This window comes from Anaerorhabdus sp. (assembly GCF_036657415.1).
Lineage (GTDB): Bacteria > Bacillota_I > Bacilli_A > Erysipelotrichales > Erysipelotrichaceae > Anaerorhabdus.
The window spans coordinates 44,727-61,453 of the sequence record NZ_JAVXGL010000002.1 but is presented as its reverse complement, the minus strand read 5'-3'; the positions used below and the strand labels follow the sequence as shown (position 1 = coordinate 61,453).

Here is a 16,727-nt window from a genome sequence, read left to right as displayed (position 1 = left end):
ATTCCTTTTGTTTTTCACTATGTTTGTATAATTACATCTTTTTGTTTTTCTCTGCTGCTGTTACAACAGCTTGAATAACTGCATTTCTAAAACCATTTTCCTCTAATGCCGCTATAGCATCAATCGTTGTTCCAGCTGGTGATGCAACCATGTCTTTTAATTCACCAGGATGCTTCCCTGACTCTAATACCATTTTAGCTGACCCCAGCACTGCTTGAGCTGCGAAGGTGTATGCCATTTGACGTGGCATGCCCTCTTTTACTGCACCATCAGCCATTGCTTCAATCATCATATAAATATATGCAGGGGCAGAACCACTTACTCCAATGACCGCATCAATTAAATATTCTTCTACGATTTCACATTTTCCACAATATTCAAATAATGCTTTGATATTATTTACATCTTCTTTTTGTGGCTCTTCCTTCATCACACTGCTCAAACTCAAAGAAGTCATACCTTCTTGTACCATTGCTGGTGTATTTGGCATGGCACGAATTATTTTTTTATCTTTGCCCAACCATTCTTGAAGCTGTTTGATTGTAACTCCTGCCGCAATCGAAACAATCGTTGCATGCGGAAGAAAATTATCTTTTATCTCTTCACAAACTTTTTTCATCATTATTGGTTTTACACAAAGAAACACAATATCAGCACTTTCACACGCTGACTTATTTGATGGTGTAACAGTAATACCATATTTATTATGTAGCTCATTAAGTTTCATTGCATCTCTTCTTGATGCAATGATATCTAATGGATTCATACCACTTTTAACAATACCACTAACTATAGCTTCTGCCATGTTTCCACAACCAATAAAACTTATTTTTTTATTCATAAATACACCTCAACTATTTTAAGTATATCATGAATAACTTCAAGTTTAGATTACTTGTTTCGACATTTAAGAAAAAAGAAAAAGTCCCGAAGGACTTTTGCATTTCTTAGTTCTTAGCTGCTGGTGAAGCTTCTGGTGTTACTTCTGCATCAGCGCTAGCTGATGGTGTAACTTCAGCGTCTGCACTAGCTTCTGGTGTTACTTCTGCATCTGCACTAGCTTCAGGTGTTACTGTTGCTTCAGCTGATGCTGATGGTGTAGCTGTTGCTTCTGGTGTTTTTGGTGTAGAACTACATCCTGCTAATGTTAATACTAACAATGCAGCTAATAATGCTTTTAAGTTTTTCATTTTAATTTCCTCCCGTTGATATAAATCAACTTCACACATTATATGACAATAAAATACAATGGAGCATTAAGAATTTTTAAGGTTGAAAAAGAAAACCCTTACATGGTATAAGATATGAAATTTTTGTTATATTTTTACATCATTTTTTAAAATTCATGATTCTTAAGGTTATTTAAGAGGCCATTCTATAAATAAGAAAAAGTCCTTTCGGACTTCTCTTTTTTTAATATTTCTATAAGGGGATAGAATAAATACTAACACAATAGGGGGTTGTGCTAATACATTAGCAAGACTATTATCTCTTGCTTGACTATACTATACCAACTTAGTAACGCTACATTTTGTAAGTATTATGTGAAATTATGTTATTTTAGATTATCTTTCAAATCAATAATCATTTGCAACGCTTGTATTGGAGTTAATTCATTAGGGTTAACTTGATCCAACATTTCAACAATTTTCGTTTCTTTTGTTGCTTCTTTTTTTAGTTCTACAATTTGATACGATTGTTGTACTACGCGTTTATGACTTTCTAATTCTTTTAATAAATCTTTCGCCCGTGATAATACTGACTCTGGTAATTTCGCAAGCTTGGCAACATTAATACCGTATGAACGATCTGCTTTACCTTTTTTAACACGATACATAAATGTCACATGATCATCTTCTTCATGTACTTCTACATGAACATTCTTTACACAAGAAATCGAATCTTCCAATGCCGTTAATTCATGATAGTGTGTTGAAAATAATGTCTTTGCATGAATACATGTAGAAATATATTCAATCATTGCTTGGGCAAGTGCCATACCATCATAGGTTGATGTCCCACGCCCAATTTCATCAAATAATATCAGTGATTTCTCTGTTGCAAATGTTAGTGCATGATTAGCCTCTGACATTTCCACCATAAATGTTGATTGCCCAGACAAAATATCATCACTCGCTCCAATACGTGTAAATATTTTATCAAATAAAGGAATTTCACATTTTTTACAAGGTACAAAACAACCCATTTGCGCAAGTACTACGTTTAACGCAACTTGACGCATATATGTACTTTTACCACCCATATTTGGTCCTGTAATAATAAGAATTTCATTCTCATCATTCATCATTAAGTCGTTCGCAACATAACGTTTTTCCTTCATCATTTTATCAAGAATTGGATGACGACCTTGTACAATATTTACATCCTTATCTGTAAATACTGGGCGAATATATCCTTGTTCACTACATAAGCTACTCATTGCGTAGTAACAATCTATTTCTGATAAAATCGCAGCCAGTTTTTGAAGCTTTGGTAAATACCTTTTTATCTTTTCTAATAGTTCTTGAAACAGTTGAAGTTCTCTTCGCACCAATCTTTCTTCTGCATGAAGAATCGCATCTTCTTTTTCTTTTAAATCTTGCGTTACATATCTTTCACAATTTGTTAATGTTTGTTTGCGAATATACCCAAACTCATCTTTAATCTGTGAATTGGCTCCTTTACTAACTTCAATATAATAACCAAAGACACGATTATATCCAATTTTAAGTGTTCTAATTCCTGTCTTTTCTTTTTCTGCATTTTCAAGTTGTAAAATCCAATCTTTGCCTTGTCGTTGAATTATACGAATCTCATCGAGTTCTGCATCATAACCATCTTGGAACATTCCACCTTCTTTTGTAGAAAGCGGAGGATTCTCCACAAATGCATGTTCTAACTGAGCGTGTAAATCTTGTAGACGATCACCTTTCTTCAGTTCATCAAATACTTCACCTTTTAAACCATCAAAAATTGCAGGCACTGCATTCAATGTTTTTTGTAGCCGTATACAATCCATTGCATTTGCACTACCCATCGCTACCCTTGCGATAAGTCGTTGCACATCATAAACCTTAGATAAATTTTCTTTTAACTCTTCTCTAGCAATGAAATCTTTCATCAAGATTTCAACTCGATCTAATCTCAATTCAATTTTCTTTTTATCAACTAATGGCTTTTCAACCCATTTCTTAAGTAGTCTTGAACCCATTGCACTTTGACAGCGGTCCATAAAACTCCAAAGTGTTTCACTTTTACTTTGTGCTCGCAATGGTATTACCAACTCCAGATTTTGTTGGGTAGAAAAATCCATATATAAAACATCATCTTCTCTTTCAATTTCAACTAACTGAAGATGACCTAACATTTTCTTTTGTGTAGCTTCAAGATAATGCAGCATCAATCCATAGGCTTCACGATTTCTTTCTTCTTTGACTTCTTCGCAAAGTTCTATGTATTGTGCTTCAATTGATGTTTCATCACAATACGAAATAACGACATTGCCAAGTTCTCGTAATATTTTAACTCCCTTTTCATCAAAACTTGATTTAACTACAACTTCCTTAATATTATTTTTCAAAATTGTTTGTGTTAGCACAACCCAATTGCGATCTACATTCTTAATAAATGTTTCTCCTGTTGACATTTCTACAACAGAAAGCGCAAAGCCATATTGATAATCTATGATGCTTGCAAGATAGATACTATTCTTCTCATCAGTCAAGTCATCCATAACTGTTCCTGGTGTCACAACTTTGATTACATCTCTTTTCACAATTCCTTGCGCTGTTGATGGATCTTCTAACTGTTCAACAATCGCAACTTTATATCCCTTTTGTACAAGTCGTTGAATATAAGTAGTTGCAGCATGATGGGGAACCCCACACATTGGCACCTTTTCTTCAACACCCGCATTTCTGCCTGTTAAAACTAAATCTAGTTCACTTGATGCTATTTTTGCATCATCAAAAAACATCTCATAAAAATCCCCTAGACGATAAAAAACAAGTGCATCAAGATACCCTTTTTTTACTTCTAGATATTGTTCCATCATTGGCGTATATTTTATCATTCACATCAACTACTTTCCCTGTATATTATACCTTTTTTCACAGATTTTTCCATCGCCATTTTAAAAGAGAGTTCATATCGAACTCCCTCTTCTATTTATGTTTTATATTAATTAACTTTATTTGTGATGGTTCTACTTTTATTTGTGCTTTCATTTTTAATAATTCTGCATTCTTTACTCTTACATGTAATTGAACATCACATTCCTGCATTTTTGCACAAGACGAAGTATCAAAATAAACTAAAATATCATTCTTACCAATTTCTGGTAGTTTTTCGTTTGATGAAATTCTTACAGTTGCGGTTATTTGACTTAATTCAAAGGCTAAAAGTTCTGCACTATTATCATAAAAAATGGGATATTGTATTTCCCGTGTACTCTTCACTTGGCATCCCGCCAGTAAAAAACTAATTAATAATATTTTAATATATCTCATAAAGTGTCTCCCCTTTATTTCAAATTGCCAAAATAAATATTCACTATATCACCATATCCATATGAATTCATAAAATCACTTATATCTTTTTCCAACATATTTCTTGAGTAATTTTTATCTAATAATTCTTGATTACTATACTCATTTATTTTTAGAAAAAACAAGATCCCTACTTTTGCAGTATCAAATTGATTATTCTTCGCTAAATTTTTTACTAATATTTTAACTTCATCAACTTTCCCAGCATCGAATAAATTCAAATATCTACTTAAATCATCCATCTCACTTTCACTTAATTGCTCTTCAATCTCTTCAATTGAATTATTAAAAATAAGTTTCGCAAAAAATTTAATACAGTCTTTGATTAATTTAATAAAGTAGTCTTCTTGGATCATACTTCACCTCTTCTTCTACAAAACCATAAATGTTCTACAAACTCAAGTGAATTGGTATAATCGGTAGTTTTTCTGTTATATTTGTACATAAAAAGACCTTGATATAAAAATCATAGGTCTTTCACAATCCATTTCTATTTTTTATTCGCAAGTAAATCCAGATGCTGTTAATTGTTTTACAGATTCATTAAGATCAATTATGTCTGCACCTGATTGCATCATACCCATATCAGCTAATTGTTGAGTTCCTGCTTTCTTAACATCAATAATCCATTTTTCTGTAGCGATTCCATCTTTTACATCTACTGTATAGACAACACCATCTACATTGAATTTTCCTTTAAGTTGACTAACAATTTCTTGGAATGCTTCTTCTGATACGCCAAGTTCTTCTAAATTAGCAGAAGCTGTTTGTATAATCTCACTAACAGTCTTACCATCTTTCGCTATCAATTCCATTGATGTTTTAGTTCCTGACACTTCAAATGTACAAACCTTAGTTACTTCTTTACTTCCTCCTGTGCATCCCACAAGTGAGAATGCTAATAAAGCTACAATTAGTATTTTTTTCATTTCTTCCTCTTTCCGTTGCAGTAGTTTTGCACCTCAAAAACAACAGATTTACTTCTCATTTACAACAGATATTCCCTAAAAATAATAATTGGCACTCTTATGACTTATCATCGTCTTATTTATAATGAAAGGAGTATCTCTACTCCTTTTTTCTACAAACACATTTCGTATATTTTTTTTATGTCTTTTTGACTCAATGGTTTAAACCCTTCAAGGATAGAATCTTCACATGATTTTTTAGCCATAATCTCAAAGTTAGTTTCGTCAATATTTAAATCAGTGAAGTTGCTTGTTAATTGTAATGTATTGAAGAAGAAATCACTCAAGCGTTTAATTGCTTCTTTCGCAATGTCCATTGGTGAAAGTGTTGCATCTATACCAAATACATTAACACCGAATTGTACATATTTGCTTACATTAGTTTTATCTAAACAATATTCCATCCAACGTGGTGTAAGTATCGCAAGTCCTAAACCGTGTGTTATGTCATAAATTGCTGATACTTCATGTTCAATTGGATGGCAACTCCAAGCTTGGTTTTTCCCACCATTCACAAATCCATTAATTGCCCATGACGATGTCCACATTAAGTTCGCACGTGCTTCATAGTTTGTAGGGTCTTTAATTGCAATGGGTGTATATTTTATAACTGTCTTCATTAACCCTTCCATGAAACAATCAAGCATATATAAATCTTGATCCATATTAAAATATACTTCTAAGATATGTGACATGATATCTGCAGCACCACATGCCGTTTGATATGGACTTACTGAATAAGTATTCGTTGGATCTAGAAAAGATACTGCAGGTATTAACGGACGAGCAAGACGTCCATATTTATCTTGTGTTTCAGGATTACTAATAACACCTCCTGCATCCATTTCAGAACCTGTTGCAGATAAAGTTAAGATAGATACAATTGGCAATGCTTTCTCAATTGGTGCATCGCTTACGAAAAACTCCCATGGATCATGTTCTACAAAAGCTCCTGCTGCCATGAACTTTGTCGCATCGATTGTAGATCCTCCACCTACTGCAAGTAATACATCAATATTTTTTTCTTTACAGATACGCGCACCTTCTCTTACAGAATCAATGCGTGGATTTGGTTCAATTCCTGATAATTCAAATAATTCTAATCCTGCATCTTTTATTTCTTTAACTACTTTATCGTACAGACCTATTTTTTTAATTGAGCCTCCACCATAGGTCATTAGTACTCTAGTTCCAAACTTTTTAAGTTCTGGTCCCAAGTTCTTTAATTGATTTTCTCCAAAATAAACCTTTGTTGGAATGTCGTATACAAAATTATTCATTTCTTTTTCTCCTCTATTGTTTTTCTTTTTGTGTTCCATAATAATACGTCTCTCATTAATCAATCCTCATATACTCACTGGTGTCGACTGGCTCTAGCCATTCATTCGACGAATCTTCAGCAGGTATTTCTATCGCTAAGTGGCAAAACCAACTGTCTTGTGTTGCACCATGCCAATGTTTTGTTTCAGCTGGTATTTCAACTATATCTCCTGGATCTAGTGTAATTACTTCACTTCCCCAAGCTTGATAATAGCCTTTTCCACCAGTTACAAGAAGGATTTGTCCACCTTTATGATGGATATGCCAATTGTTTCTACAACCTGGTTCAAATGTTACATTTCCTATAATAACACCTTTTTGAGTAAGCATTGTTAAATATGCTTGTCCTATGAAATTCTTGGCAAATTCATCTGGTAATGGATCATTTGTTGGAAATACGCTTAAATTCTCTTTATTCATCTTATACCTCCTTCTTATTATGATTACAATACTCCTTGGAGTTAACTCCAAGTCAAGAACTATTTATTTTTCACATAAAGAAAACACACAAGACATTCGCATTATTGCTAGAATTGTGTGTTTTATATTAATTTATAATTTGTTGAATCTAGTTTTTATTGCTCGTGTTGGACTTCTTCCTCTTCCTCATTTTCATGCCATTTTCTACCAAAATAGAATGTAACTGCATTAATTAATAAGAAGACTAACATGAGAATTGTATAACGATCTACCATTTTCATTGGTAAACGCATGTTTTCTGTGAATACGAACACAAGAATAGAAGCTATTGCGATGATGCCTGAAATCCATTTATAGATTCCTTTTCTTTCAAAAAACATTTCTTTTTCTTCGTTTTCTTGTTCTTCTATCTCTTCTTTTTCATGCTTAGAGTTCATTAATAAAATTGCGAATACTAAACCTAACAAGGTTGCAATTAAATTTACCAAAGCCCAAGATTTACGTCCGCCTACTTCTGGAGTAACATTCTCTACAATTTTTTCTTCTGGTGCAGGTGTTGGTGTTGCTATTTGTTGATTTCCTTGTTCAGGTGTTTGTTCATCTATAATAACTTCGTCCTCTGGTTGTTGTGGTTGAGTATTGTTTGGTTGTACAGGTATAATTGCTGGTGCTAAACATTGTTGACGCCCTTCATCCCATGTTGTTCCGTCTGGACAACCTGTATTCATTGGTGGGACTGGTGTTGGCGTTGGAGTAATAGGTGTAGGTTTAGGCGCATTTACTTCCCATTGCGCATATAAATTAACTTCTTTTTCCTTTTTCATAGTGAAGTTATCATTTGGTGCATATGCTGTCCCACTGCCATCTTTTTCAGTATTCCATCCTACAAACGTATGTCCATCATAAGTAAACATATTATTTTTAATAGCAACTTGTTGATTCGCAAACATAATTTCAGATTGCACATTAGTAGTACTATTGTTTGCATAATAGTTTAATGGACGATTAAGAATAAATTGGTAAGTTAAAAAATAATTTCTTGTCTCTAAACGTTGTGTGAAAATTCCTGTAATTGTTCCCGAACCGTCTTTAGCAAAGTTCAATCCACTAATTGTATTCATGTTATTACTTCCCATTGTGTTATATTCATCACTCCATTGATTGTAATAAATAAATCCAGTGTAATTAGCATCTGCCATAGCATAGACTTGTTGTAGTGTATAATCCGATTGGTCGGTATTTGCTGGAAACTTAACTTGATCACCAAATATAGATTCTTTTGGATTAAAACTAATTTCCTCTTTTCCATCTACTACGAAATCAACAAGATGGTATGTTGGATATGCTTGATTGCTTCCTTTAAATTCTTCATTTTTGAATGAACCATCTATTTGCTCAAAAGTTAAACCAACAAAGAATGCTTTTTTTGTATAGTTATATGCGTAGTCAACAGTTACATTTTCTGTCGGCATTGCACTAAGTCCAAAATATCGGACATTTGTCGTTGTTATTCCTGAAGCTTGACTTTGCTCAAACCAAGTATTTGTATCATCTGATGCCATTGCCCCTGATTTCACTCTACGTGGAACCAGATATTTCGCTGCATTTCCACTTGTCACAACACCTTGATAATGTAATAGTCTAAGTGGAAAATTACCGCTTGCTGCTGGTTGTGGATACATTTCTATTGCTTCCCCTGGTAATAAAATCTTGGTATATGTTGTTGGTGCATCTGCTGCAAATTGTTGCATCTTTTGAACAGTTACTGCTGAATTCCAAATAATACCACCATTGATATTAACGTTTGGTCCAGTTGTTGTTAAATAATGTGTTGTCACTGTTAATTTATAACCAAAAATTGCTGATGCAGTTTGGTTAGCAGTTCCGTCAAAATTCATCGTAATCTTATTTTGATATGGTTCAGATAAAGTATAAACAGTTTGATTGTTTTGTTCTGCTGTTTTCAATGTTGCATCTTTTCCATTAATATCTACAACACATGTTGAAATACATGTCGCTGTTGCAACGCCGTTAACAACAGGAATATCTGCTGATTGATTGTTTTCAGTCAATGTAATAACTGCTTTATCAATGTTTACTTGAATTGTTATATTCGGTGTATTTATATTTTGAAATTCTACACCCATCATTTGCATTGCAACTACTTCATTATCAATTACTTCTGTTTCTTTAGTAGCTTCTGGCAAACTTGTTTCAATGGGTTCAGGTGTTGCTGTTTCAACAGGTTCTTCTTCGAGAATTACTTCTTGATTGATTTCTTGTTCATCATTATTAAGTTCATCTTCTGCAAAAATTATAGTTGGATTGACTGTTGTAAGTGCTATTAATAATGCACTTAAAATTATTGTTAATTTTTTCATTATATATCCCCTCCCAAAAACTGATATAGTTGAATTACAATTTCAGTTTACAATCTTCAAGTTATATTACAGTTATAAAGAAAACAAACTGAATATTTATTTAAAAGTCCATAAATATCAGTTTGCTTTATCAATTTAACTCTCAGTGAGAAGGTTATTAAATCTGTTAACTTCGACTTTTAACCATTACTCGTTCATTATTTATATCTAATTCTCCATTAAATTTGAATCCTAATTTTTCATAAAGATGGATTGCTAACTCATTTGTTTCATATACACTTAGAAATATCTCATCTACCGCATAATCTTTGTATAACTTTTCAAGCAGAATTGGTAAAACCAGTTTTGCTAATCCTTTGCTTTGATGATGTTCATCAATAAAAAAGCGGTCAAGCCATAACCTTCCATGGTCACCCTCATAAATCCATAGTCCAAACATTGCAAATCCAACATATACATTATCGATACTTATTAGTATTGGTCTCCATAGTTCTAATTCATCTGCTTCATTTAAACATTCTTCAACTGTTTCAATTGTGCCTTTTTGATTTTCAGAAATATGTAACTTCAATGCTTCTTCTCTAAATTCCTTTGCATTGATAAATTCAATTTTAGTCATCTTTTTTACCTCTATTTTATTCTATCATGTTGATTAACACTTGAATAAAAAGAAAAACTACTTTGCAGTAGTTTAACCTTTAATATAATGGAATGCACTTTGTGCTGCAACTGCACCATCTCCACAAGCTGTTACAACTTGACGTAAGACTTTATCGATACAATCACCTGCTGCATAAATACCTTTTGCTTTTGTTTCCATATGATCATCTACTAAGATATATCCTTGTTCATTCGTAATTCCCAAATCTTTAGCGAAGTCCGTATTTGGGTCTGCACCAATATATGGGAATACTGCTTTTGTTTCAATCGTTGTGATTTCTTTAGTTTCTACATCTTCAAGAACGATTGCACCAACTTTGCCATCTTCCGCAAGTATTTCTACTGGAAGATGTTTTTTAATCACGTTGATTTTTGGTTCATTTTCAATCTTTGCTTGAATGATTGGCTCCGCTCTAAACACATCACGACGAATAACAATATTCACTTGTGATGCAAATTGTGATAAGTACAGTGATTCTTCTAATGCGGAGTTTCCTCCCCCAATGACTGTCACAACTTGATTTCTAAAAAATGCTCCATCACAAACCGCACAATAAGATACGCCTTTACCTGTTAACTCTTTCTCATTTGGTATATTTAATAAACGTTCTTTTGTTCCTGTCGCAATAATAATTGTGTGTGCTGTATATGTATTACCATCAGAAGAAATTACTTTTTTTATTTCTCCATCTTCAATTTTATTTACATCACCATACAAGTATTCTGCACCAAAGTGCGTTGAATGTTCAAACATTTGATAGGCCAAGTCTGCCCCATTCATTTCTTTAATACTTGGATAGTTTTGAATTTCGAAAGTCTTAATCAATTTCCCACCAGGTGCTTCTTTTTCAAGCATCGCAACTTTTAACCCAGCGCGAGAGGCATAGATTGCAGCTGTCATTCCAGCTGGTCCACCTCCAATAATAATTACATCATATTGTACGTCCATGGATGATCCTCCTTAAGTATCGTTTCTATTTCCGCAAGATCACGAATGATTTTATTTGGCTTTTGTGTTTCTAACATTGCGATTCTGTCTTCATTAAAGATATATCCGATTGAGTATACCCCAGCATTATGTGCAGCTTGAATATCGGTCGCACTATCTCCGACATAAATACATGAATCATGTCCAACATTTAGCTTTTGACAAGCTATAAATATTCCTTCTGGACTTGGTTTTCCTTCTTTCACATCATCATGACCAACAATTACATCGACATATTGTGATAAGTTAAATAAATCCAAGCCTAATTTTACTCCATCTGCGAATTTTGTAGATACTATACCAATTTTATATCCTTCTTCTTTTAAATTCTTTAAAAGTGCTTCTGCATTCTCCATTGGTTTCACAAATTCTGGATGAATTTTGAAATTATACTCACGGTATTCTTGGATTAATGCTTCTGTATTTTGTTCAGGAAAGTAAATTGGAAACATTTTCGCAAGTGGCGGTCCTAAAACTTCTAATTGTTTCTCTTTATCAAATTCTTCTTCTGTTCTATATTTCGCAAATAGATAACGATAAGTTTCTAAAATTGCTGGTTCAGTATCAAGTAATGTTCCATCTAAGTCAAATAACATAGCTGGTTTTGGTTCTTTCATAAATTTCCTGAAGATCCCAACGAATCCCAGTATACCAATGACAATAAATACAACTGATGTCAATTGTGCCATTCGGATAGGCCCAAGCATTAAGCTATCAGTACGCATACCTTCGACAATAAATCGAGACCATCCATACCATACTAAGTAGAAGTAAACTCCATCTCCTCTTTTTAAGAAATGATATTTTTGATTTAACTTACGGATTAAGAAGTAGAAAACCACAAAACCTAATAAGTTGAGTACACTTTCATATAAGAAAGTAGGTACATAATATTCTCCATTGATAAACATCATGTTTTTGATAAAATCAGGGAAGTTTTTAAAATAAGCTTCTGTTACCGCAACTCCATGTGCTTCTTGATTTAAGAAATTACCCCAACGTCCAATTGCTTGAGCAATTAACATATTAGGTACGATACAATCTGCTAGACGCATAAAGTCAATTTTGCGCTTACGTGTGTAATACAAACCATAAAGAGCTCCTGTAATTAATCCTCCTTGGATTGCAAGTCCACCATTGTATATTTGTAAAATACGAATTGGATCTTCCAAAAAGTATCCTAAATCAAAGAATAAACAATACCATATACGTGCTCCTACGATTCCCCATAGAAAGCATCCAATTGTTAAATCTTCAACTAATTCAAAGTTATAGCCGTTTTTCTTAATATCTCGATAACTTACAAGTGCTGTAATAGCTACTCCTGAAATCATTAAGATGGCATACCACTTAACTCCAATATTACCTATTTGAAGAAAAGTCTGTGGATCTGGAAAAAAACTCATTTTTATTTCGCCCCTTTATTCTTTTCATTTTCTGCTTGTATAAAGCGAAGAACTCTTGCTTCAAATTCTTTCGCACTATTAAATCCCGCTTGTTTAAGAGCGAAGTTTGTAACTGCCGACTCTACAAGTACAGCCATAGAACGTCCTTCTTTGACTGGTAATACAATCGTTGGTACCTCAATTTCAAGAATTGATGTAAACTCATCCTCTTCAATTCCAACGCGTGCATAATCTTTTGAGTCATTATATTTTTCTAACTTGATTACGACATCAACATTATCCTTGGTAAGAAGTGAACTTGCTCCAAACATTTTCGCAACATCAATAATTCCAATACCGCGAATTTCAAGCATTCCTTCTAACAATTCTGGACTCTTACCGACAAGTGTATTATGAATTTTTGCAATATCTACACGGTCATCCGCAATTAGTACATGCCCACGGCGTATAAGTTCAAGTGCAATTTCACTTTTACCCATTCCGCTTTCACCAGTAATAAGAACACCTTTACCATATACACTCAACAATACACCATGAATGTTATCACAAGGTGCTAGTCTTTCATCCAAAAATGAAACTAAGTCAACCATCAATCGATAACTTGGTAAATCAGATTTGAAAATTGGAAAGTTCATTTCTGAAGCTACTTCAATAAGGATTTCTGGAACTTCACGATTTCTTGAGAAAACAATCATTGGTGTGTATGCATCTGTGATTCCTCTAAAACGTTGTCTTTGGGTTTCTTCATCTAGTGTTTCAATAAATGCTAACTCTTTATCACCCATAATAACAATACGTTTGGTTTCCGTTTCCTTAAAGAATCCCGCAAGTTCTAGTCCTGGTCGATTAAGGTCTGGTACAATAACCCAACGATTTAATGACTCTTCATTTCCAGTTACTTGTTCGAATTTAAAATAATCGACAAGTTCTCGTATCATTACTTTTCCTTCTAATTCTTCCATATCTTATCCTTTCTTCAGTACTCGTTTTAAATACTGACCTGTATAACTCTTTTCTACTTTTGCGACTTGTTCTGGCGTTCCAGTTGCGACAATAGTTCCACCACCATCGCCTCCTTCAGGACCTAAATCTATTAAGTAGTCAGCACATTTAATCACATCCAAATTATGTTCGATAATAAGTACTGTATCTCCATTATCTACTATTCTTTGTAGTACTGTCAGTAACTTTCTCACATCATGACTATGTAATCCGGTTGTTGGCTCATCAAGAATGAAGACCGTTTTACCTGTTGCTTTCTTTTGAAGTTCACTCGCAAGTTTTACACGTTGAGCTTCTCCTCCTGATAATGTTGTACTTGATTGACCTAATTTAATATAGTCTAGCCCAACATCATGGAGTGTTTGCATCTTATCTCTAATCTTGTGAATATTATTAAAGAAAAGAATTGAGTCTTCAACCGTCATATCTAATATATCAAAGATATTTTTATCTTTATATGTTACTTGTAGTGTTTCATCATTATATCGTTTACCATGACATTCTTCACAAGGTACATAAACATCTGGTAAAAAGTTCATTGAAATCCTTCTTACACCATCTCCTTGGCATGCTTCACAACGTCCACCTTTAACATTGAAAGAAAAACGACCTTTGTCATATCCACGTAGTTTAGCCTCTGGTGTCATAGCGAATAAGTCACGTACATCATCAAATACACCTGTATATGTTACTGGATTAGAACGTGGTGTTCTTCCAATTGGATCTTGACCAATCTCAATAATCTTATCAATTTCATCAAGTCCTTTAATCTCTTTATGTTTACCTGGTTTTATACGTACGCGACCAAGTGAATGTTGTACAGCTTTGCATAAGATTTCATTAACAAGGGTACTCTTACCACTTCCACTTACTCCTGTCACTACTGTCATTGTTCCAAGCGGAATCTTGACAGAAATGTTTTTCAAATTATTTTCTGATGCCTTAATAATTTCAATAAATTTTCCATTTCCTTTTCGACGTTTTTCAGGAACTTCTATTTTGAGGGCTCCTGATAAATATTGTCCAGTAATTGATTTCTTATTTTTCATAACTTGTGCTGGTGTTCCAGAAGCAATTACTTCTCCACCATGAACTCCCGCACCTGGACCAATGTCGACAATCCAGTCACTTTCCATCATTGTCTCTTCATCATGTTCAACAACAATTAACGAGTTTCCTAAGTCACGCATATTTTTAAGCGTTTGAATTAATTTTGCATTATCTCTTTGATGTAATCCAATTGATGGTTCATCTAAAACATAGAGTACTCCCGTTAGTCTTGAACCAATTTGTGTCGCAAGACGTATACGCTGAGCTTCTCCTCCAGAAAGAGTTCCTGCCAAACGATCTAGTGTTAAATACTCTAAACCAACATCCAATAAAAAAGTTAGACGATTGCGAATTTCTTTTAAGACAAGATCTGCAATCTTAGCTTGCATTGTATTTAGTTTTAATTGATTAACCCATTCAAGAGCTACTCGAACACTCATTTCTGTAAATTCCACAATGTTTTTATCACCGACACGAACGCATAGTGCCATCTCATTTAAACGACGACCTTTACATGTTGGACAAGTACTTTCCATCATGAATGTTTGATACCATTCTTTTGACATTGAAGAAGTTGTTTCAACATATCTTCTTTCAATTAATGTCTTCACGCCTTCAATATAATCATTACGTGAAAATTTATTTCCACTGCTTGATGTAATTGAATACTCGATTGGTTGATCAGAACCATAAAGAATCATTTCTATTTGTTTCTTTGTTAATTTTTCAATAGGCTTATCTAAATCAATACCATATGTTTTACATAAAATCGCAAATGTTTGCCATTCAATATTTGTCGAATCTACAATATTTTTATAATATACAATTCCACCTTTACGAATAGATTTACTACGATCTGGTATTAAGTAATCCACATCTACTTCTTGTGTCACACCTAGCCCATTACATGTTGGACAAGCACCTAATGGTGCATTAAATGAGAATAAACGCGGCTCAAGATGTGGTACTGAAAATCCACATATTTTACATGCATAATTGCTAGAAAATAAAAGTTCTTCTTCTGGTGTTTTCACAATTACCGTGCCATCAGATTGTCGTAAAGCATTTTCAAGCGAATCATGTAATCTTGATTTTGAATCACTACTTTTTACAATACGATCCACAACAATTTCAACTGTATGTTTTTTATTCTTTTCTAGAACTATCTCGTCTTCTAATAATTTTACTTCGCCATCTACGCGTACACGCACATAACCGTCTTTTTGCAGTTTCGCAAAAAGATCTTTTTGTGTTCCCTTTTGTTCTTTGACAACTGGAGCTAAAATTTCTAAACGTGTTTTATCTGGTAGTTGCATCACTCTTTCAACCATTTGTTGAATTGTTTGAGATGTAATTGGTTCATTGTGTGTTGGACAATAGGGTATCCCTACACGTGCATACAATAAACGTAAGTAATCATAAATCTCTGTTACTGTTCCAACTGTTGAACGCGGATTATTACTTGTGGTCTTTTGGTCAATTGAAATCGAAGGTGATAATCCTTCAATTAACTCTACATCTGGTTTTTCCACACCACCTAAAAATTGACGCGCATACGCACTTAAAGATTCAACATAGCGGCGTTGTCCTTCGGCATAAATCGTGTCAAATGCTAATGACGTTTTTCCTGATCCTGATAATCCTGTCATAATGACAAGCTGATTACGCGGTATCTCTAAGTCTATATTTTTTAAGTTATTTTCTTTTGCACCTTTTATTACAATTTTATTTTGTTCCATAATTTCACCCAATTCCTGTTCTATTATACTATTTCAGACATCATTTCACAATTGAAAGGACCAGCTACTTTTCCATAAGTTGACATACATAAATGTCTACTTTAGCCTTTAAATAGGCTCTTTCCTTCATTTTTATGTCTCTGTACACTATCATATTTTTACATGCGCTTGAATTAATTTCAAGTTATTTTACACCAATTTTACCTCTTTTGGTGAAGAATGTTATAATATTTGAAAATGAAAGGA

At 33.6% G+C, this 16,727-nt stretch carries 14 protein-coding genes; all 14 read right to left on the bottom strand.

Annotated elements, in window-relative coordinates:
- Positions 1-31 precede the first annotated feature (31 nt).
- The 14 genes from proC to uvrA all read right to left on the bottom strand — a co-directional run bounded on the left by proC (position 32) and on the right by uvrA (position 16,481).
- A complete protein-coding gene (proC, locus tag RSB60_RS00680) occupies positions 32-841 on the bottom strand; it encodes a pyrroline-5-carboxylate reductase (RefSeq protein WP_332613900.1) in 810 nt (269 codons plus the stop codon).
- Between the two features lie 106 nt (positions 842-947).
- Positions 948-1,190, bottom strand: coding sequence for a hypothetical protein (locus tag RSB60_RS00675; RefSeq protein WP_332613898.1), 243 nt, complete (start codon positions 1,188-1,190; stop codon positions 948-950).
- Positions 1,191-1,555: 365 nt separating this feature from the next.
- Positions 1,556-4,072: a DNA mismatch repair protein MutS gene (gene mutS / locus RSB60_RS00670; protein ID WP_332613896.1), complete on the bottom strand. Its 2,517-nt coding sequence runs from the start codon at positions 4,070-4,072 to the stop codon at positions 1,556-1,558.
- A 91-nt stretch (positions 4,073-4,163) separates the two neighbouring features.
- On the bottom strand, positions 4,164-4,508 hold the full coding sequence (locus RSB60_RS00665; RefSeq protein ID WP_332613894.1) for a hypothetical protein: 345 nt from the start codon (positions 4,506-4,508) through the stop codon (positions 4,164-4,166).
- A gap of 14 nt (positions 4,509-4,522) precedes the next feature.
- Entirely contained in the window at positions 4,523-4,903 is a 381-nt protein-coding gene (locus RSB60_RS00660) for a DUF6483 family protein (protein WP_332613892.1), read from the bottom strand.
- A 141-nt stretch (positions 4,904-5,044) separates the two neighbouring features.
- Positions 5,045-5,476, bottom strand: a complete 432-nt coding sequence (locus RSB60_RS00655) for a DUF1307 domain-containing protein (RefSeq protein WP_332613890.1) — start codon at positions 5,474-5,476, stop codon at positions 5,045-5,047.
- Positions 5,477-5,628: 152 nt separating this feature from the next.
- Positions 5,629-6,795, bottom strand: coding sequence for an iron-containing alcohol dehydrogenase (locus tag RSB60_RS00650; RefSeq protein ID WP_332613888.1), 1,167 nt, complete (start codon positions 6,793-6,795; stop codon positions 5,629-5,631).
- Between the two features lie 55 nt (positions 6,796-6,850).
- Positions 6,851-7,255, bottom strand: coding sequence for a cupin domain-containing protein (locus RSB60_RS00645; protein ID WP_332613886.1), 405 nt, complete (start codon positions 7,253-7,255; stop codon positions 6,851-6,853).
- A gap of 155 nt (positions 7,256-7,410) precedes the next feature.
- Positions 7,411-9,636, bottom strand: a complete 2,226-nt coding sequence (locus tag RSB60_RS00640) for an InlB B-repeat-containing protein (protein ID WP_332613884.1) — start codon at positions 9,634-9,636, stop codon at positions 7,411-7,413.
- A gap of 166 nt (positions 9,637-9,802) precedes the next feature.
- Positions 9,803-10,255: a GNAT family N-acetyltransferase gene (locus tag RSB60_RS00635; protein WP_332613882.1), complete on the bottom strand. Its 453-nt coding sequence runs from the start codon at positions 10,253-10,255 to the stop codon at positions 9,803-9,805.
- A 72-nt stretch (positions 10,256-10,327) separates the two neighbouring features.
- Positions 10,328-11,245 carry a thioredoxin-disulfide reductase gene (gene trxB, locus RSB60_RS00630; protein WP_332613880.1) on the bottom strand — a complete coding sequence of 306 codons (918 nt, stop codon included), beginning with the start codon at positions 11,243-11,245 and terminating at the stop codon, positions 10,328-10,330.
- On the bottom strand, positions 11,224-12,690 hold the full coding sequence (lgt, locus tag RSB60_RS00625; protein ID WP_332613878.1) for a prolipoprotein diacylglyceryl transferase: 1,467 nt from the start codon (positions 12,688-12,690) through the stop codon (positions 11,224-11,226). Before lgt ends, trxB begins: the two co-directional genes overlap by 22 nt.
- Before the next feature lie 2 nt (positions 12,691-12,692).
- Positions 12,693-13,652, bottom strand: coding sequence for an HPr(Ser) kinase/phosphatase (gene hprK / locus RSB60_RS00620; protein WP_332613876.1), 960 nt, complete (start codon positions 13,650-13,652; stop codon positions 12,693-12,695).
- 3 nt (positions 13,653-13,655) lie between these two features.
- Complete coding sequence (uvrA, locus tag RSB60_RS00615) at positions 13,656-16,481, bottom strand: excinuclease ABC subunit UvrA (RefSeq protein ID WP_332613874.1); 2,826 nt, start codon at positions 16,479-16,481, stop codon at positions 13,656-13,658.
- Positions 16,482-16,727 lie beyond the last annotated feature (246 nt).

Bases quoted from the DNA above. Each gene is read 5' to 3' on its own strand.
- proC (WP_332613900.1), bottom strand. From the start codon at position 841: ATGAATAAAAAAATAAGTTTTATTGGTTGTGGAAACATGGCAGAAGCT.
- RSB60_RS00675 (WP_332613898.1), bottom strand. From the start codon at position 1,190: ATGAAAAACTTAAAAGCATTATTAGCTGCATTGTTAGTATTAACATTA.
- mutS (WP_332613896.1), bottom strand. From the start codon at position 4,072: ATGATAAAATATACGCCAATGATGGAACAATATCTAGAAGTAAAAAAA.
- RSB60_RS00665 (WP_332613894.1), bottom strand. From the start codon at position 4,508: ATGAGATATATTAAAATATTATTAATTAGTTTTTTACTGGCGGGATGC.
- RSB60_RS00660 (WP_332613892.1), bottom strand. From the start codon at position 4,903: ATGATCCAAGAAGACTACTTTATTAAATTAATCAAAGACTGTATTAAA.
- RSB60_RS00655 (WP_332613890.1), bottom strand. From the start codon at position 5,476: ATGAAAAAAATACTAATTGTAGCTTTATTAGCATTCTCACTTGTGGGA.
- RSB60_RS00650 (WP_332613888.1), bottom strand. From the start codon at position 6,795: ATGAATAATTTTGTATACGACATTCCAACAAAGGTTTATTTTGGAGAA.
- RSB60_RS00645 (WP_332613886.1), bottom strand. From the start codon at position 7,255: ATGAATAAAGAGAATTTAAGCGTATTTCCAACAAATGATCCATTACCA.
- RSB60_RS00640 (WP_332613884.1), bottom strand. From the start codon at position 9,636: ATGAAAAAATTAACAATAATTTTAAGTGCATTATTAATAGCACTTACA.
- RSB60_RS00635 (WP_332613882.1), bottom strand. From the start codon at position 10,255: ATGACTAAAATTGAATTTATCAATGCAAAGGAATTTAGAGAAGAAGCA.
- trxB (WP_332613880.1), bottom strand. From the start codon at position 11,245: ATGGACGTACAATATGATGTAATTATTATTGGAGGTGGACCAGCTGGA.
- lgt (WP_332613878.1), bottom strand. From the start codon at position 12,690: ATGAGTTTTTTTCCAGATCCACAGACTTTTCTTCAAATAGGTAATATT.
- hprK (WP_332613876.1), bottom strand. From the start codon at position 13,652: ATGGAAGAATTAGAAGGAAAAGTAATGATACGAGAACTTGTCGATTAT.
- uvrA (WP_332613874.1), bottom strand. From the start codon at position 16,481: ATGGAACAAAATAAAATTGTAATAAAAGGTGCAAAAGAAAATAACTTA.